Below are 16,368 nucleotides of genomic sequence, written 5' to 3'. Positions count from 1 at the left end.
CACGCGGGCACAGACACACGCAGGTGGCCGATTGCGCCGCCTGGGTGGCGCGTCTCCCAAAACGTACGTACGGATTGCCAGCGTCCGGCGATGCTGAGACCATGCCCGGGTGCCCAGGGTGAGCCAGGACCATCTCGACGCGCGCAAGCGCCAGATCCTCGACGGCGCGCGCTCGTGCTTCGCGCGCCACGGATACGAGGGCGCCACCGTGCGCAGGTTGGAGGAGGCTACCGGACTGTCCCGGGGGGCGATCTTCCATCACTTCCGCGACAAGGAGTCGCTGTTCCTCGCCCTGGCCGAGGACGACGTGCTGCGGATGACCGACATCGTCGCCGAACAGGGCCTGGTGCAGGTGATGCGGGAGCTGATCGCCCCGCCCGCCGAGGGCGACCACCCCGCGGACTGGCTGGGTACCCGCCTGGAGGTCTCCCGCCGCCTGCGCACCGACCCGGAGTTCCGCGCCCGCTGGGCCGCGCGCTCCGAACAGCTCACCAAGGCGACCAGGGAACGCCTCCTGCGCCAGCGCGAGGCGGGCAACCTGCGCGACGACATCGACGTGGACGTCCTGACCTCCTTCCTGGAGCTGGTCCTGGAGGGCTTGGTCTCGCACCTGGCGATGGGCCTGCCCGCCGACGACATGGACCCGGTCCTGGACCTTGTCGAGGAAACGGTCAGGCGCCACCGCCGCGGCTTCTGAGGGACACGGCCAGGCGCCTGGTCGCCGCGACGACCGCGCGAGCGGCCGACGAGAGGGCCGGTGTCGCATTCGTCCTGCTTGTCATGCACCGCACCGGAAACCGCGCGCTGCCGCTGACCAGCGGCGACCACTCCAGCCTGGTCGCCGTGGGCGCGCTGAGTGGCAGGTCCCGGCCCCGGGTGCTGGACTGGGAACGGTGACACAGCCCAGCAAGCACATGGACTCCGCACGCGCCTTCTTCGACCGCGTCGTCCACACCGCCACCGACTGGTCCGCGCCCACTCCGTGCGCCAGGTGGACGGCCCGCGACCTGCTCAACCACCTGGTCTCCGAGCAGCTCTGGGTCCCGCACCTGCTCAACGGCGAGACGACCGACGACGTGGGCAACCGCTACGACGGCGACGTGCTCGGCGACGACCCGATAGCCGCCTGGGAGCGGGCCAACACCGCCGCGGCGGCGGCTTGGGCCGCCACCTCGGACGACATGCCGGTCCACCTGTCCTCCGGCGAGGCCCCCGCCCGCGACTACCGGTGGCAGATGACCCTCGACCTGGCCGTGCACGGCTGGGACATGGCCAAGGCCACCGGCGCCGACCCCGCGGTCGACGCAGCCGTCGCCGAGGCGTTGATCACCGAGTTCACCGAGCAGATCGAGGCGTGGCGGGGCTGGATCTTCGCCGACGCCGTCGCCACCGACCGCGACGCCAGCCCCACCGACCGGCTGGTGGCGCTCATGGGCCGCGATCCGCACTGGCGGCCGTGACCCGGCGGGGCCACAAGGGGTCGATCTCCGCCGAACAGGGCTTAAACTGGGTGGGTCACAGCCCTGTCCCCACGAACAGCACCTCATCACACCGAGAGGCACACCTCCCGTGCGCAAGTCCTCCCAGTCCCCAGGTCGCGGCAGCGGGCCGGGAGACGACCCCGGCGACCATACCGGCGCGATCACCGCGCGAGCGGCCCGGTGATCGAGACTCTGCTGAGCGTGGCGGGGCTGCTGGCCGTCGGCGCGCTCACCCTGGGCACGGCGCTGTTCGTGGCAGCCGAGTTCTCCCTCACCACCCTGGAGCGCACGCAGGTCGACAGCCACGTCGAGCAGGTGGGCGACCGGCGCGCGGTGGCGATCGCCAAGGCGCACCGGACGTTGAGCTTCCAGCTCTCCGGCGCACAACTGGGCATCACGATCACCACCCTGGTCACCGGCTACATCGCCGAGCCTGCCATCGCCGCGCTCATCGAGGGGCCGCTGACCCTGGTCGGCCTGCCCGAGGCGGGCGCGGAGCCGGTGGCGATCGTGATCGCGCTGCTGGTGGCCACGGCGCTGTCGGTGGTGTTCGGCGAGCTGGTGCCCAAGAACCTGGCCATCGCCAAGCCGCTGCCGACCGCGCGGGCGGTGGCCGGGGCGCAGGCGGTGTTCTCGTCGGTGTTCCGGTGGCTGATCAACGGGCTCAACGGGTCGGCGAACTGGGTCGTGCGGCGGATGGGCGTCGAGCCGCAGGAGGAGCTGCGGTCGGCCCGCTCGGTGCAGGAGCTGGGCGGCCTGGTCCGCTCCAGCGAGGCCTCGGGCACCCTGGACACCGGCACGGCGGCGCTGCTGAGCCGGTCGCTGCGCTTCGGCGACCGCACCGCCGGCGAGCTGATGACCCCGCGGGTGCGGGTGCGCGCGCTGCGCGCCGACGCCACCGTGGCCGACCTGGTCTCGTTGGCCAGGGCCACCGGCCACTCGCGCTTCCCGGTGCACGGCGGCGACCTCGACGAGATCCGCGGCGTGGTGCACGTCAAGCAGGTGTTCAGCGTGCCCGCGGCGGTCCGGCAGACCACGCGCGTGGGCTCGCTGGCCCGGCCGGTGCCCACCGTCCCGGAGACCCTCGACGGCGACGTGCTGCTGGAGCGGCTGCGCGGCTCCGGCCTGCAGGTGGCCGTGGTCGTCGACGAGTACGGCGGCACCGCGGGCCTGGTCACCCTGGAGGACCTGGTCGAGGAGATCGTCGGCGACGTGCGCGACGAGCACGACCGCGGCGAGGTCAGCCCGGTGCGCCCGCTGGGCCGCGAGAGCTGGATGGTCTCCGGCCTGCTGCGCGACGACGAACTCGCCGACGCGACCGGTCTCCGCATGCCGCGGGGCGAGTACGAGACCGTCGCCGGACTCGTGCTCAGCGAGCTGGGCCGCATCCCGGAGGTCAACGACGAGATCCGCCTCGACGGCTGGCGCATCACGGTGATGCGGATGGACCGCCACCGCATCGCCGAACTGCGCGTGGCCCGCCTGCCCCGCCAGGAGGCGACCGCGTGAGCGACGCCCTCGCCCTCCTGGCCACACTGCTCCTGCTGTTGGGGAATGCCTTTTTTGTAGGTTCTGAATTCGCCATCATCACCGCCCGTCGCGACCGGTTGGAGGCGCTGGCCCGCGAGGGCGCGGCCCGCGCGCAGTTGGTCATCGACGCGTCGCGGGAGCTGCCGTTGCTGATCGCGGGGGCGCAGTTGGGCATCACCGTGTGCTCGCTGGGTCTGGGCGCGCTGGCGGAGCCGACGATCGCGCACCTGATCGAGGTCCCGTTCGCCGCCCTCGGGCTGCCCGCCGCGGTCGTGCACGGGGTGGCGTTCGCGATCGCCCTGGGGATGGTGACCGCCCTGCACACGGTGATCGGCGAGATGGTGCCGAAGAACCTGGCCATCGCGGGCCCGGAGCGCACCGCGATGGCGCTGGTGCCGCTGCACTTCGCCTACTGCAAACTCGTCCGGCCGCTGCTGGCGCTGTTCACCAGGGCGTCCACCGCTGTCCTGCGCCGGTTCGGGGTCGTGCCCAAGGATGAGCTGGACACCGCCTACACCTCCGACGAGCTGGCCACGATGATCGCCGAGTCGCGGGCCGAGGGCCTGCTCGACGACTCCGAGCACCGCCGCCTGACCAACACCCTGAGCTCGGCCGAGCGCACCGTCGCCGAGGTGCTGGTGCCGATGGACGAGCTCAAGACCATCCCGCACCCGCCCACCGTGGGCGCGGTGGAGGCGGCGGTGGCCGAGACCGGGTTCTCCCGCTTCCCGGTCCGCATGGCCGACGGCACCCTCAACGGGTACGTGCACGTCAAGGACGTCCTCGACCTGGTCGACGCCGACCCCGGCACGCGGATGCCGTGGTCCCGGGTGCGCGGCCTGCCGGAGCTGCCCGCCGACTCGCGCGTGGACGAGGCGCTGACCGCCCTGCGCCGCGCGCACAGCCACCTCGCCAAGGCCGTGTCGGCGGACCGTACGGTGCTGGGTGTAGTGGCGTTGGAGGACCTGTTGGAGGAGTACGTCGGTGTCGTCCGAGACGGAACGCACGTCGGCGGCAGTGGCTGAGCCGCTCGCCGAACCGCATTGGCACGAGCGCCGCGCGGCGCACGAGCGGCGGGTCCGCCAGTGGACCGGGCCGCACGTGCGCCGCCGCGCGCTGGGCGAGAAGCACCCCGTGCTGGACTTCCTGTTCACCTACTACAGCCACCGCCCGGCCCACCTGGAGCGCTGGCACCCCGGCGTCGGCGTCGCGCTACAGGGCCCGTCGGCCGCCGAATACCTGCGCTGGAAGCACTACACCACCACCGACGCGGGCGTCACCGTCGACCCGGTGCTGCCGGACAACCGCCGCCGCACCGCCGTCTTCGTCCGCGACCTCCTGCAGGCCACGGCGTCGCGGCCGCCCCGCCTGTCCTGCTTCGGCCTGCACGAGTGGGCCATGGTCTACCGCCAGCCCGCCGAGCAGATCCGCCACGTCGCCTGGCCCCTGCGCCTGGGACAGGCGGGGACGGACGCGGTCGTGGAGTCCCAGCGCATCGCCTGCGGCCACTACGACGCGTTCCGCTTCTTCACGCCCCCCGCCCGCCCGCTGAACACCCTGTCGCCGTCCCGCGAGGGCCAGACCGGCATGGAGCAGCCGGGCTGCCTGCACGCGGGCATGGACTTGTTCAAGTGGGCCTACAAACTCGACCCGTACACCCCGTCGGAGCTGGTGGCGGACTGCTTCGAGTTGGCCATGGACATCCGCGCCCTCGACATGCGCGCCAGCCCGTACGACCTGTCCGAGCTGGGGTACGACCCGGTGCCCATCGAGACCCCCGAAGGCCGCGCCGAGTACGCCCGCCGCCAGGCGGCCTTCGCCGAGCGCGGCGCTCCCCTGCGCGCCCGGTTGATCGATCTCTGCCGGAGGCTGCTGGGCTAGGCCGTGTTTCGGGAGTCCGTTCGATGAGAGACGTGATCGGTGTGGTCCCTGGCGCGGCTATCGCGGACAGCGGCTTTCGAAATACGGCCTAGGCCTGCTTCGGCAAGGTGAGGATCTCGGCTCCGTCGCCGGTGATGGCGATCGTGTGCTCGCTGTGCGCGGTCCGGCAGCCCGTCGCGCTGCGCAGCGTCCACCCGTCCTCGTCGGTGACGAGCTCGGCGGTGTCCGCCATGACCCACGGCTCCAGTGCCAGCAGCAGCCCGGGGCGCAGTTTGTACCCGCGACCGGGCCGTCCGGTGTTGGAGATGTGCGGGTCCTGGTGCATCGTCGACCCGACGCCGTGGCCGCCGAACTCGGTGTTGATCGCGTACCCCGCCTCGGACAGGACCGAGCCGATGGCGTGCGAGATGTCGCCGACGCGGGCCCCGGGCCCGGCAGCGGCGATCCCCGCGCGCAGCGCGCGTTCGGTCGCGCTGATCATCGCGACGCTCTCCGGGGGCTCGGAGTCGCCCACGATGAAGCTGATGGCGGAGTCCGCGACGACCCCGCCGAGGGAGACCGCGAGGTCGAGGGACACCAGGTCGCCGTCGGCGAGCGCGTAGTCGTGGGGCAGCCCGTGGAGCACGGCGTCGTTGACCGACGTGCAGATGTAGTGGCCGAACGGCCCGCGCCCGAAGGAGGGCGCGTAGTCGACGTAGCAGGACAGCGCCCCGGCCTCGACGATCATCGACTCGGCCCACTTGTCGATGTCCAGGAGGTTGGTGCCCACCGCGCTGCGGCTCTTGAGCGCCTGCAGGATGTCGGCGACCAGGGCTCCCGCCTGCCTCGCTCGGGGCAGGTCGGTGGGGTTCAGGATCTCGATCATGCGGGCCTTCCTCGAAATGACCAATAACTATACCGGCCATATCATACCGGTACCGGTGTCGCGGCCGTCCTCGGCGGGGGCCTGTGGATGGTTTCCCCGCCGAACGGCGCCGCCCGGGTAGCGTGCTGCGGCGTGAGCTTGGTGGAGATCTACACCGACGGGGCGTGCGTGCCCAATCCCGGCCCGGGCGGCTGGGGCGCTGTGCTGCGCTACAACGGACACGAGCGGGAGCTGTGCGGTGGCGAGGCGAGTGAGACGACCAACAACCGGATGGAGCTGACCGCGCCCATCCGGGCGCTGGAGTCGTTGACGCGGCAGGTGCCGGTGGCGATCTACACCGACAGCACCTACGTGCGCAACGGGATCACGCAGTGGGTGGCGGGGTGGCGCAAGCGGGGGTGGATGACCTCGACCAACACACCGGTGAAGAACGTCGACCTGTGGAAGCGGCTCGACGAGCTGGTGCGGGTCGCCGAGGTGGAGTGGCACTGGGTCAAGGGGCACAGTGGACACCCGGAGAACGAGCGGGCCGACCGGCTGGCGCTGCGGGGTCTCCAGCAGTCCTTGCGGGCGGCCGGGGTGCCGGTGGTCGGGAAACCCGCCAAGCCCGAGCGCGAACGGGTGCCGGGACCGATCGGCGAGGGCTCGTGCAAGGCGGTCACGAAGAAGGGCACGCCCTGTCCGGTGACACCGCGCCCTTCGGGGCTGTGCCACGTGCACGACCCCGCCGTCCAGTGCGGTGTGACCAAGCGCGACGGCCGGCCGTGCGCCATCGCGACCGGGGGCGGGCGGTGCGACTACCACCGCTGACAGCACGAACCCCGCCCTGGGTCGCAGGACGGGGCCCGAGATCGGGGGGACCGGGCGCTCAGTCTTCGTACTCGTCCGGGTTGGGGCCGGTGCGCTCGCCGTTCTCCAGGCCCGCGATGGCCTTGAGGTCGTCCGCGTCCAGTTCGAAGTCGAAGACGTCGATGTTGGCGCGGATGCGCTCGGGGGTGACCGACTTGGGGATGGCGATGGTGCCCAGTTGCAGGTGCCAGCGCAGGATCACCTGGGCGGGCGACTTGCCGTGCTTGTCGGCCAGCGCGCCCAGCGTCTCGTCGCCGAGCAGGCCGCCGGAGGCCAGTGGGCTCCAGGCCTCGGTCGCGATGCCGTGCTCGGCGTGGAAGGCGCGCAGCTCGGCCTGCGGCAGGTTCGGGTGCAGCTCGATCTGGTTCACCGCGGGCACCACATCGGTCTCGTCGAGCAGGCGCTCGAGGTGCGGGATGTGGAAGTTGGACACGCCGATGGCGCGCACCCGGCCATCGGCCCGCAGCTTCTCGAAGGCCTTGAACGTCTCGACGTACTTGTCCCGCCGGGGCGAGGCCCAGTGGATCAGGTACAGGTCGAGCTGGTCGAGGCCGAGTTTGGCCATGCTCTCGTCGAACGCGCGCAGGGTCGAGTCGTAGCCCTGCGCGGAGTTCCACAGCTTGGTGGTGACGAAGAGTTCGTCGCGCGGAATGCCCGAGGCGGCGATGGCCTCGCCGGTGCCCTTCTCGTTGCCGTAGATGGCAGCGGTGTCGATCGACCGGTAACCGGCCGCCAGGGCGGTGGCGACGGCCGCGGTGACCTCGTCCTCCGGGACCTGCCACACCCCGAAGCCGAGCTGCGGGATGACGGAGCCGTCGTTGAGGGCCACCGTAGGAACTGTCGCGCGGGGTGCGGCTGCCATGGACTGTGCATCCTCCGATTGTTCGCTGCTCTTCCGGTACTACCAACAATCACAACCGGCTCAAACCTTCCACGTGTGACCCATCCCCCGCTAGGCTCTCCTCATGACTGCCGGGTCGGCCACGTGCCGCGCACAGAACGGTTGCCCGGCCCGGACCTGATCCGGGCCCCTCCGCCCCCGCTGGACGTCCTGACGGACTCGCGGGAGGAAGGAGGTGAAACCACACATGCTTCCCAAAAAGGACAGCACTTTCACGGGCACGGTCGTCAGCAACGCGCCCTTCGGCTCGTTCGTCGAGCACCCCGGAGGCGCCCACGGCCTGCTGTACGGGCAGACCGTCGAGGTCGGCTCAGTCGTCGAGGTCCGGGTGATCAACGTCGACGCCGGCGGCGAGAAGTTCAGCCTGGAGCTGGTCTAGGACGTCGAACGGCGCCGACCGCGGGGGTCGGCGCCGTTCGGTCGGGACAGTCCCAGGTGGACCTCAGCCGCTGAACGCCTCGATCGGCGGGCAGGAGCAGACCAGGTTGCGGTCACCCTTCGCGCCGTCGATGCGGCGCACCGGCGGCCAGATCTTCGGCGCCGCGGTGCCCGCCGGGTACACCGCCTCCTCGCGGGTGTAGGGGTGGTCCCACTTGGCCGCGATCGACATTGCCGTGTGGGGGGCGTTGACCAGAGGGTTGTCGTTCTTGGGCCACTCCCCCGCCGCGACCCGGTCGACCTCGCGGCGGATGGCGATCATGGCGTCGCAGAACCGGTCGATCTCGGCCAGGTCCTCGGACTCGGTCGGCTCGACCATCAGCGTGCCCGCGACCGGGAACGACATCGTCGGCGCGTGCAGGCCGTAGTCGGCGAGGCGCTTGGCCACGTCGTCCACGGTCACGCCGGTGGCCTTGGTCAGCGGCCGCAGGTCGAGGATGCACTCGTGGGCGACGTGCCCGCCCGCGCCGGTGTAGAGCACCGGGTAGTGCTCGTCGAGCACGCGGGCGATGTAGTTCGCCGACGCCACGGCGGTCAGGGTCGCCCGGCGCAGGCCGTCGACGCCCATCATCCGCACGTACGCCCACGAGATCGGCAGGATCGACGCCGAGCCCCACGGCGCGGCGCTGATCGGGCCGACCCCGGTCTCCGGACCGGCCGCGGGCTGCAACGGGTGGTTGGGCAGGAACGGCGCCAGGTGCGACCGCACGCCGATCGGGCCGACGCCGGGGCCGCCGCCGCCGTGCGGGATGCAGAACGTCTTGTGCAGGTTCAGGTGGGACACGTCCGAGCCGAACTTGCCGTAGCGGGCCAGGCCGATGAGCGCGTTGAGGTTCGCGCCGTCGACGTAGACCTGGCCGCCCGCGTCGTGGACCAGCCCGCAGACCTCGCGCACGGTGTCCTCGTACACCCCGTGCGTGGACGGGTAGGTGATCATGATGGCGGCGAGGTCGTCGCGGTGCGCGTCGATCTTGGCCTTGAGGTCGTCGAGGTCGACGTTGCCCGAGTCGTCGCACGTGACCACGGCCACCCGCATCCCGGCCATGACCGCGCTGGCGGCGTTCGTGCCGTGCGCGCTCGACGGGATCAGGCAGACGTCGCGCTCGCCGTGCCCCTGCGAGCGGTGGTAGGCGCGGATGGCCAGCAGGCCCGCGAACTCGCCCTGGCTGCCCGCGTTGGGCTGCAGGCTGACCGCGTCGTACCCGGTCAACTGGGCCAGCCAGTCCTCCAGGTCCCTGACGACCCGCAGGATGCCCTCGGCCTGGTCGACCGGCGCGAACGGGTGCAGGTTCGCGAACCCGGGCCAGGTGATGGGCTCCATCTCGGCGGTGGCGTTGAGCTTCATCGTGCACGAGCCCAACGGGATCATGCTGCGGTCGAGCGCGACGTCCTTGTCCGACAGCGCGCGCAGGTAGCGCAGCAGGGCGGTCTCGGAGCGGTGCGCGGAGAAGACCGGGTGGGTCAGGTAGTCCGAAGTGCGCACCAGGGCGGCGGGCAGCGCGTCCGGGGTGTCCAGGTCGAGCTCGTCGGCCTCGGCGTCGACGCCGAACGCCCGCCACACCCGCTCCAGGTCGGCCCGGGTGGTGGTCTCGTCGGTGCTGACCCCGACCGTGTCGGCGTCGGTGAGCCGCAGGTTCACCCCCTCGGCCCGCGCGGCCTCGACGACCTCGGCGGCGCGGCCGGGGACGCGGGCGGTGACGGTGTCGAAGAAGCCGCCGTGGACGACCTCGACCCCGCCCGAGCGCAACCCGGCGGCCAGCACGGCGGCCATGCGGTGGGTCCGGGTCGCGATGCCGCGCAGCCCCTCCGGGCCGTGGTAGACCGCGTACATCGAGGCGACGACGGCCAGCAGCACCTGGGCCGTGCAGATGTTCGAGGTGGCCTTCTCCCGGCGGATGTGCTGCTCGCGGGTCTGCAGCGCCAGCCGGTAGGCCAGGTTCCCGTCGGCGTCGGTGCTCACCCCGACCAGGCGGCCGGGCAGTTGCCGCTCCAGGCCCTTGCCGACGGCCATGTACCCGGCGTGCGGTCCACCGAAGCCCATCGGCACACCGAAGCGCTGGGTGGTGCCGACGACGACGTCCGCTCCGATCTCGCCGGGCGCGCGCAGCAACGTCAGCGCCAGCAGGTCCGCGGTCACGGCCACCTTCGCGCCGCGCTCGTGCGCCTCGGCGATGAGGTCGGCGTGGTCGGCCACCGCGCCGGACGCGCCGGGGTAGCTCAGCAGCAGGCCGTAGAAGTCGCCGTCGGGCAGCCCCTCGGCCAGGTCGGCGACGACGACCTCGATGCCCAGCGGCTCGGCCCGGGTCTCGATGACGGCGAGGGTCTGCGGGTAGGTGTCGGCGTCGACCACGAACCGCGGCGACTTCGACCGGCCCGCGCGGCGCAGCAGGGTCATGGCCTCGGCGGCGGCGGTGGACTCGTCGAGCATGGAGGCGTTGGCCACCGGCAGCCCGGACAGGTCGGCGACCATCGTCTGGAAGTTGAGCAGCGCCTCGAGGCGGCCCTGGGAGATCTCCGGCTGGTACGGGGTGTAGGCGGTGTACCAGGCCGGGCTCTCCAGGACGTTGCGCAGGATGACCGGCGGGGTCAGCGTGCCGTGGTAGCCCAGGCCGATCATCGAGACCAGGTTCTGGTTGCGGCCCGCGAGCTCGCGCAACTCGGCCAGCGCCGCCGCCTCGGTGGCCGCCTCGGGCAGCGACAGCGCCAGGTCGGCGTCGCGGATGGAGTCCGGGACCACCGCGTCGGCCAACTCCTCCAGCGAGCCGACCCCGACCACGTCGAGGATGCGGGCCAGCTCGGCGGGCCGCGGGCCGACGTGCCGGTCGGCGAACGGGGTGCCGTGCTCGAGGGCGGCGAGGGGGATGCGGTCAGCGGTCATGCGGGCTACCTCCGGATTTCGGGGTCGGGCCGGTGCGGGCGGCGATGCCCTGGCCCTCCCCCTCTGTCCGTGCCCGGCGATCCGGGCGCCTGAGAGCTTCACCCGCTCGGCGCGGGCTTGCACCTTCGGCGGGGCCACCCGGTGGTCGCCGGGGAGCCCGCTTTCCAGAGGCGCCTCACCCACGCGGTCCGTTGGCCTGAGAGGTTCCGGGGAGGATTTGCTCCTTCGGCGCCGACCCGGCCTGTCGGCCGTCCGGACTCTCCCGCGCGGGTTCTGCGACGTCCCGCCGAGTCTAACCCGCGAACCCCTGGAGTAATCGCGTCGCGCACCCTGGCCCGGCCATGGTCGACTGGGTCCATGGACCGGCCCATGGACCACAGCGCCGTGCTAGCCGCACTAGACCGCGACCTGCGCCGCGACATGCCCGCCCTCGACGACCACGCCACCGTCGTCCAGACCCCGTACGTGACCAGGCACGTAGACCCCCGCGACCGCGGCTGGTCCGGCGTGGTCTGGTGCCAGGTCGACGAGCACACGGCCGAGTCCGTCGTCACCGAGGAGGTGGCCCTCTTCAAAACCCTGCCGGGCGACTGTGAGTGGAAGCACTACCACCACGACGCCTTCTTGGCGCTCCCCGAGTACCTGGTGGCCGCGGGCCTGCGCCCCGGCGAGGTCGAATGGGTCATGGTCGCCGAAACCGCCGCCATCGCCCCCGTCCCCCCGCCCCCCGGCATCACCCTGACCCCGGTCACGGACGAGGCGGGGATCGCCAAGGTGGTGGCCGTCCACGAGGCCGCCTTCCACGCCCCCTTCACCTGGCTCGGCGACCGCCTCCTGGACGCCCTGGAAACGGCCCCCGACCGCTTGGACGTGCTGGTGGCCGAAGCGGATGGCACCCCGGTCAGCGCCGCCCGCAGCGAGTACTACCCCGGCAGGCCGTGGGCGAGCCTGTGGGGAGGGGGGACGGTGCCGGAATGGCGCTCCCGGGGGATCTACCGAGCCCTGGTCTCCCACCGCGCCGCCCTGGCCCTGGACCGGGGAGTCCGCTGGCTCCACGTGGACGCCATGCCGCCCAGCCGCCCCATCCTGACCAGGATGGGCTTCCAGAAGATCACGTCCACCACCCCCTACACCCTCCCCAACGCCTGAGCCGCCTTCCACCCAGCCCCGTTCGCACAGGGAAGACTTCGCACCGATGCTCACCGGGGGAACAGCCTCGCTTGCGCGGGGAAGACTGGTCGTTGGCCTTGAGAGGCGTTTCCTCGCCCGGAACAGCCCCGCTTGCGCGGGGAGGACCGGAAATCAAGGTCGATGCTGGATAGCCAGCGGGGAACAGCCCCGCCTGCGCGGGGAGGACCTCGTGACGCTCGTAGCGCTGTGTTTCGAGCGGGGAACAGCCCCGCCTGCGCGGGGAGGACACTTACTGACCTGCACCTTTACAGCAAGCCACGCCATTTCAGCATCACTTTTGGAGCCTCACGCCGCGCCAGCCCAGCTCATCCCAAAAACCACCCGAACGAGCGAACCCTCTCAGCCCGCGTTCCGAGCGTTCCGCCGTTGAGTCAGCTCGTCATCCGAGGCGTGGTCCACCTCAAGTCCATCCGCCCGCTCGGCCGGGAACTCGTGGATCGTCCCGCTGATCTCCCGGATGGCCCCCGCCACCGCGATCCCGAAGACGCCCTGCCCGCCCTGCAGCAGGTCCACGACCTCCTCCGGCGACGTGCACTCGTAGACCGTCGTGCCATCGCTGAACAGAGTGATCCGGGCGAGGTCCCGAACCCCGCGTTTGCGCAGGTGGTCCACCGCGACCCGGATGTTCTGCAGTGACACGCCCGTGTCCAGGAGGCGCTTGACCACCTTGAGGACCAGCACGTCCTTGAACGAGTACAACCGCTGCGAGCCCGACCCCGCGGCGCTGCGGACCGTGGGCACGACCAGGCTGGTCCGCGCCCAGTAGTCCAACTGCCGGTAGGTGATTCCCGCGATCTGGCACGCGGCTGGGCCGCGGTAGCCGACGAGCTCATCCGGGAGGGAGGAGTCCGGGAACAGCTCTCCCTGCTCAGCGGAGTCCTGACCCTGCTCGAACACGCCTGCCTCCCCTCCGTCCGGCCGTCGTCGGCCGGCGAACGAGACCGCCCGTTCCACCTTGGGGACCGTCGGTCGAGCACCGGTCACGGCGGTGGGGCACCTGGTCCCACCGCTGGATGTCGGGCTCGTCAATGACGGTAAGTCGGGCGCGTGGGGAGGTCAACGCGACGCGCGGGGGAAGGGCGGTCTAGGTGTCGGCTCCGCGGAAGTCCTCCGGGGAGATCGAGTCGAGGAACTCGCGGAACTTCTCGACCTCGTCCTCCTGCTCGTCGGGGATGATCAGCCCCGCCTCTTGCAGGACGGAGTCCTCGGCGTGGATGGGCACCCCGATCCGCAGGGCCAGTGCCACCGAGTCGCTGGGTCGGGCGGAGACCCGGATGTCGCCGTCGAAGACCAGCTCGGCGAAGAACGTCCCCTCCCGCAGGTCGGTGATGCGGACCTGCTCCAGCTCGCGGCCGAGCGCCCCGATCACGTCCTTGAGCAGGTCGTGGGTCAGCGGCCGCGCGGGCCGCACCCCCTGCTGCTCCAGGGCTATCGCCGTGGCCTCGACCGAGCCGATCCAGATGGGGAGGTATCGCTCCCCCTCGGCCTCACGCAGCAACAGGATGGGCTGGTTCTGGGGCAACTCCACCCGCACACCCACGACGCGCATCTCGCTCATCGGGTTCGCCTCCCTCCGCTCGCTGGGGCATCGGCGTCCCGCATCCGTCGAGGATTGCCGATCCCCGGCTTCGACGCTACCCGCCATCCGGACCCAGTGCCGATCCATTCCACAAGTCTGCCCACTTTCTTCCCGCCGGTCAGCCGCGCAGACCCGTCCGCACGAGCAGCGCGTGCAGGCCCACGGACAGCTCCGCGAGCTCGTCGGCCACCTCGGCGGCGCGCTTGCCCGCGGCGGGGTCGCGCTGCTTGCGCATCGGGGCCACGACCTGCTCGACCAAGCCGACGGCGCGATCGGCCGCGGCCCGGTGGGCGCGCAGGTGGCGGGGTTCGATGCCGTGCCCGGCCAGCGCGGACACGGTCTGGGCGATGGCCACCGCCGCGGCGTCGAACCGGCCGTCGGAGCCGGGTCGCAGCAGGGCGTACTCCTCGAGTTCGCGCATGAACTCCGCGGACACCTCCGCCCGTTCGGCGACCTCGGCCCTGGTCAGGAGGCCGTTGGTGGGCGCGGGCTCGACCAGGGCCACGACCGCGGGCCGCCGCGGGGCGCCCCGGTCGAGGCGTTCGCGGATGACCTTGAGCGGCAGGTACTGGTCGCGCTGCGCCGACAGGACGTACCGCAGGCGGTCGACGTCGGAGTCAGTGAAGCGGCGATAGCCGGACGGGGTGCGCTCGGGGGTGACCAACCCCTCCGATTCCAGGAACCGGATCTTGGAGATGGTCACGTCCGGGAAGTCGGGGCGCAGCGCCTCGAGCACCGCTCCGATGCTCGCCCCGTCCCGGTCCGGCCGTCCGCCCCCGGCCATCGCTTCCCCAGCCGTGGCGACTACGCCCCGGCGCCGGGGCCGGTCAGGAACACCAGCCGGAACTTGCCGATCTGCACCTCGTCGCCCCCGGCCAGCACGGCCTGGTCGACCGGCTCGCGGTTGACGTAGGTGCCGTTGAGGCTGCCCACGTCGATCACCACGAACTCGCCCCCCTCGCGGCGGAACTCCGCGTGGCGGCGCGACACGGTCACGTCGTCGAGGAAGATGTCGCTGTCGGGGTGCCTGCCCGCGCTGGTGGTGTCGCGGTCGAGCAGGAACCTCGAGCCCGCGTTGGGGCCGCGCTTGACCACCAGCAGGGCGGACCCGGCAGGCAGCGCGTCGACGCCCGCGACAGCGGGCTCGGGGGCAGGCGCCTGGGCCGGAGCCTCAGGGTCGGCCAGGAAGTCGGCCCGGAAGACCGAAGTCCGCTCCGGAGACTGCTCCGGCGGGACGCCGGGCCCGTCGTTCGTGCTCACCTGAGCTCTCCCTTGCTGGTCACTTCGCTTAACTGGTTCCAACGTACCGTGCGCGACTAGCGCCCCGGACGGTGGTCCCCCGCTGCCCGGGGGGATCGGGTCCCGCGACCGGCCGAGTGCGCGCCGGGTGTACTCAAGATCGTCCCACGGAAACCTCAACCGCGTGTGAGCGGTCCGTACGCCTCGGCGTCGAGCAGCGCGTCGACGGAGTCGGGGTCGTCCACGGCGATCTCGAGCAGCCAGCCCTCGCCGTAGGGGTCGGAGTTGACCAGCTCGGGCTGCTGGACCACCTCGTCGTTGACGGCCACGACCTCGCCGGTCAGCGGCGCGAACAGCTCGGCGACGCCCGTGGTCGACTCGACCTCGCCGACCGGCGCGCCCTGGTCGACCTGGTCGCCGACCTCGGGCAACTGGACGCGCACGACGTCGCCCAACTGCTGCTGGGCGTGCTCGGTGACGCCGACCCGCACCAGCGTCTCGGTCCGCGCCTGCACCCACTCGTGCTCTTCTGTGTAGTGGAGCTCTTCGGGAATCACCGTCGGTCGCCTCTCGCAAACGAGCCCGCCAAGCCGGGCGCGCGGAAGCTTAGCCGGCGGCGCGAACGGGCCCGCGCAGTGCCATCCGGGTCTGGATCACGTAGAGCAGGCCCGAGTACACGAACAGGCCGCCGCCCCAGATGGCCATCGCGTACGCGATCGGACGGGCGATGGTGGCCAGGTCCGAGGAACCCTGGGCGAGCAGGAGCAGCGGGAAGGCGTACATCAGGTTGAACGTGGCGGCCTTGCCGATGTAGGTGACCTCCGGCGGGGCGAACCCGCCGCGGCGCAGCAGCGCGATGCACAGGGCGACCACGAGGTCCCGGGCGATCAGCACCGCCGCCACCCACCAGGGGACGATGTCGCGGACGACGAACGCGAGGATCGTGGCCAGGGTGTAGAGCCGGTCGGCGGCGGGGTCGAGCAGCATGCCGAGCCTGCTGGTCTGGTTGAGCCAGCGGGCGATCTTGCCGTCGAGCCAGTCGGACAGGCCCGCGAACATCAGGACCGCGATGGCCCAACCGTCCGCCCGCGGGCCGAGCAGGAGCCAGAGGAACAGGGGCACGCCGAGCAGCCGCAGGATGCTGAGCACGTTGGGGATGGTCAACACCCGGTCGGTGGGTTGCCCCTCCCCCGGGTCGGCCGGGGTGGGGGGCGCCGCGTCGGACATGCCCGCAGCGTATTCGCGGGGTCCAGGGCCACCACGCCGCCCCTGGCGTCCCCGGGGTGGCCTTCAGGGGCCTGGGGCCGCTCTCAGCGGTGCCGCGACCAGCCCTGGCGTTGCAAGTCGGCAGGAGCCAGGCGGCAGGCGCGTCCGAAGCTGTCGAGACCGACCCACACGGGCGGTTCCAGGACGTAGGCGCGGCCGCGGCTCCACACGACGCTGCAGGGGTCGGTGGGCAGTTCGGTCTGGGTACTCGGGGGTTCGGTCTGGGTGGTGCTGCGCATCGCGATGTCCTTCTCCACGCGGGGGTCGGCT

The 16,368-nt window shown here is 71.8% G+C and carries 17 protein-coding genes, 1 pseudogene and 1 riboswitch; of the genes and pseudogenes, 8 read left to right on the top strand and 10 right to left on the bottom strand.

What is annotated here, in order from left to right; translation table 11 throughout:
- Positions 1 to 109 precede the first annotated feature (109 nt).
- The 5 genes from GCL84_RS15965 to GCL84_RS15945 all read left to right on the top strand — a co-directional run bounded on the left by GCL84_RS15965 (position 110) and on the right by GCL84_RS15945 (position 4,892).
- The gene (locus tag GCL84_RS15965) at positions 110 to 697 is read left to right on the top strand and encodes a TetR/AcrR family transcriptional regulator (RefSeq protein WP_156756254.1); all 588 of its coding nucleotides are present in this window, start codon (positions 110 to 112) and stop codon (positions 695 to 697) included.
- A 196-nt stretch (positions 698 to 893) separates the two neighbouring features.
- A complete protein-coding gene (locus GCL84_RS15960; protein ID WP_235926304.1) occupies positions 894 to 1,460 on the top strand; it encodes a TIGR03086 family metal-binding protein in 567 nt (188 codons plus the stop codon).
- Between the two features lie 201 nt (positions 1,461 to 1,661).
- Positions 1,662 to 2,990 (top strand): hemolysin family protein, encoded by a 1,329-nt coding sequence (locus GCL84_RS15955; RefSeq protein ID WP_407924398.1) that lies wholly within the window; start codon positions 1,662 to 1,664, stop codon positions 2,988 to 2,990.
- A complete protein-coding gene (locus tag GCL84_RS15950; protein ID WP_156756253.1) occupies positions 2,987 to 4,036 on the top strand; it encodes a hemolysin family protein in 1,050 nt (349 codons plus the stop codon). Before GCL84_RS15955 ends, GCL84_RS15950 begins: the two co-directional genes overlap by 4 nt.
- Entirely contained in the window at positions 3,996 to 4,892 is an 897-nt protein-coding gene (locus tag GCL84_RS15945; RefSeq protein WP_407924397.1) for a 3-methyladenine DNA glycosylase, read from the top strand. Before GCL84_RS15950 ends, GCL84_RS15945 begins: the two co-directional genes overlap by 41 nt.
- An 88-nt stretch (positions 4,893 to 4,980) precedes the next feature.
- Here the strand turns inward: GCL84_RS15945 and map are convergent, their stop codons facing one another.
- The gene (gene map / locus GCL84_RS15940; RefSeq protein WP_156756252.1) at positions 4,981 to 5,757 is read right to left on the bottom strand and encodes a type I methionyl aminopeptidase; all 777 of its coding nucleotides are present in this window, start codon (positions 5,755 to 5,757) and stop codon (positions 4,981 to 4,983) included.
- Positions 5,758 to 5,844: 87 nt separating this feature from the next.
- Here map and rnhA point away from each other — a divergent pair.
- Positions 5,845 to 6,345: pseudogene (gene rnhA, locus GCL84_RS15935) on the top strand (ribonuclease HI); the annotation flags it as partial.
- A 280-nt stretch (positions 6,346 to 6,625) separates the two neighbouring features.
- Here the strand turns inward: rnhA and GCL84_RS15930 are convergent.
- Complete coding sequence (locus GCL84_RS15930) at positions 6,626 to 7,468, bottom strand: aldo/keto reductase (RefSeq protein ID WP_156756250.1); 843 nt, start codon at positions 7,466 to 7,468, stop codon at positions 6,626 to 6,628.
- Positions 7,469 to 7,694: 226 nt separating this feature from the next.
- On the opposite strand from GCL84_RS15930, the gene GCL84_RS15925 reads away from it, so the two are divergent.
- Entirely contained in the window at positions 7,695 to 7,886 is a 192-nt protein-coding gene (locus GCL84_RS15925) for a hypothetical protein (protein WP_156756249.1), read from the top strand.
- Between the two features lie 63 nt (positions 7,887 to 7,949).
- Here GCL84_RS15925 and gcvP read toward each other — a convergent pair whose 3' ends face one another.
- Positions 7,950 to 10,823: an aminomethyl-transferring glycine dehydrogenase gene (gene gcvP, locus GCL84_RS15920; RefSeq protein ID WP_156756248.1), complete on the bottom strand. Its 2,874-nt coding sequence runs from the start codon at positions 10,821 to 10,823 to the stop codon at positions 7,950 to 7,952.
- 174 nt (positions 10,824 to 10,997) lie between these two features.
- Positions 10,998 to 11,098, bottom strand: a riboswitch (glycine riboswitch).
- 94 nt (positions 11,099 to 11,192) lie between these two features.
- Here gcvP and GCL84_RS15915 point away from each other — a divergent pair.
- On the top strand, positions 11,193 to 11,972 hold the full coding sequence (locus GCL84_RS15915) for a GNAT family N-acetyltransferase (RefSeq protein ID WP_156756247.1): 780 nt from the start codon (positions 11,193 to 11,195) through the stop codon (positions 11,970 to 11,972).
- Positions 11,973 to 12,353: 381 nt separating this feature from the next.
- Here GCL84_RS15915 and GCL84_RS15910 read toward each other — a convergent pair whose 3' ends face one another.
- From GCL84_RS15910 to GCL84_RS15880, 7 genes are all read right to left on the bottom strand, one after another.
- Entirely contained in the window at positions 12,354 to 12,911 is a 558-nt protein-coding gene (locus GCL84_RS15910; protein WP_156756246.1) for a MerR family transcriptional regulator, read from the bottom strand.
- A 187-nt stretch (positions 12,912 to 13,098) separates the two neighbouring features.
- Positions 13,099 to 13,572 carry a bifunctional nuclease family protein gene (locus tag GCL84_RS15905; RefSeq protein WP_156756245.1) on the bottom strand — a complete coding sequence of 158 codons (474 nt, stop codon included), beginning with the start codon at positions 13,570 to 13,572 and terminating at the stop codon, positions 13,099 to 13,101.
- Between the two features lie 139 nt (positions 13,573 to 13,711).
- The gene (gene ftsR / locus GCL84_RS15900; RefSeq protein ID WP_156756244.1) at positions 13,712 to 14,377 is read right to left on the bottom strand and encodes a transcriptional regulator FtsR; all 666 of its coding nucleotides are present in this window, start codon (positions 14,375 to 14,377) and stop codon (positions 13,712 to 13,714) included.
- Positions 14,378 to 14,397: 20 nt separating this feature from the next.
- Positions 14,398 to 14,853 carry a glycogen accumulation regulator GarA gene (gene garA, locus GCL84_RS15895; protein ID WP_156756243.1) on the bottom strand — a complete coding sequence of 152 codons (456 nt, stop codon included), beginning with the start codon at positions 14,851 to 14,853 and terminating at the stop codon, positions 14,398 to 14,400.
- A gap of 155 nt (positions 14,854 to 15,008) precedes the next feature.
- Positions 15,009 to 15,389 (bottom strand): glycine cleavage system protein GcvH, encoded by a 381-nt coding sequence (gene gcvH, locus GCL84_RS15890; RefSeq protein WP_156756242.1) that lies wholly within the window; start codon positions 15,387 to 15,389, stop codon positions 15,009 to 15,011.
- A gap of 49 nt (positions 15,390 to 15,438) precedes the next feature.
- On the bottom strand, positions 15,439 to 16,059 hold the full coding sequence (locus GCL84_RS15885) for a CDP-alcohol phosphatidyltransferase family protein (RefSeq protein WP_156756241.1): 621 nt from the start codon (positions 16,057 to 16,059) through the stop codon (positions 15,439 to 15,441).
- 83 nt (positions 16,060 to 16,142) lie between these two features.
- Positions 16,143 to 16,355, bottom strand: a complete 213-nt coding sequence (locus GCL84_RS15880; RefSeq protein ID WP_407924396.1) for a hypothetical protein — start codon at positions 16,353 to 16,355, stop codon at positions 16,143 to 16,145.
- Positions 16,356 to 16,368 lie beyond the last annotated feature (13 nt).

The sequence above is a fragment of the Actinokineospora pegani genome (assembly GCF_009745975.1).
In the GTDB taxonomy this organism is placed as follows: Bacteria; Actinomycetota; Actinomycetes; order Mycobacteriales; family Pseudonocardiaceae; genus Actinokineospora; species Actinokineospora pegani.
Note: the sequence above shows the minus strand (reverse complement) of the source record. Positions and strands in the feature narration are given on the sequence as shown.

What these genes read in the sequence shown, in the direction of transcription:
- map (WP_156756252.1), bottom strand. Translation starts at nt 5,757, where the DNA reads ATGATCGAGATCCTGAACCCCACCGACCTGCCCCGAGCGAGGCAGGCG.
- GCL84_RS15930 (WP_156756250.1), bottom strand. Translation starts at nt 7,468, where the DNA reads ATGGCAGCCGCACCCCGCGCGACAGTTCCTACGGTGGCCCTCAACGAC.
- GCL84_RS15925 (WP_156756249.1), top strand. Translation starts at nt 7,695, where the DNA reads ATGCTTCCCAAAAAGGACAGCACTTTCACGGGCACGGTCGTCAGCAAC.
- gcvP (WP_156756248.1), bottom strand. Translation starts at nt 10,823, where the DNA reads ATGACCGCTGACCGCATCCCCCTCGCCGCCCTCGAGCACGGCACCCCG.
- GCL84_RS15915 (WP_156756247.1), top strand. Translation starts at nt 11,193, where the DNA reads ATGGACCACAGCGCCGTGCTAGCCGCACTAGACCGCGACCTGCGCCGC.
- GCL84_RS15905 (WP_156756245.1), bottom strand. Translation starts at nt 13,572, where the DNA reads ATGAGCGAGATGCGCGTCGTGGGTGTGCGGGTGGAGTTGCCCCAGAAC.
- ftsR (WP_156756244.1), bottom strand. Translation starts at nt 14,377, where the DNA reads ATGGCCGGGGGCGGACGGCCGGACCGGGACGGGGCGAGCATCGGAGCG.
- GCL84_RS15885 (WP_156756241.1), bottom strand. Translation starts at nt 16,059, where the DNA reads ATGTCCGACGCGGCGCCCCCCACCCCGGCCGACCCGGGGGAGGGGCAA.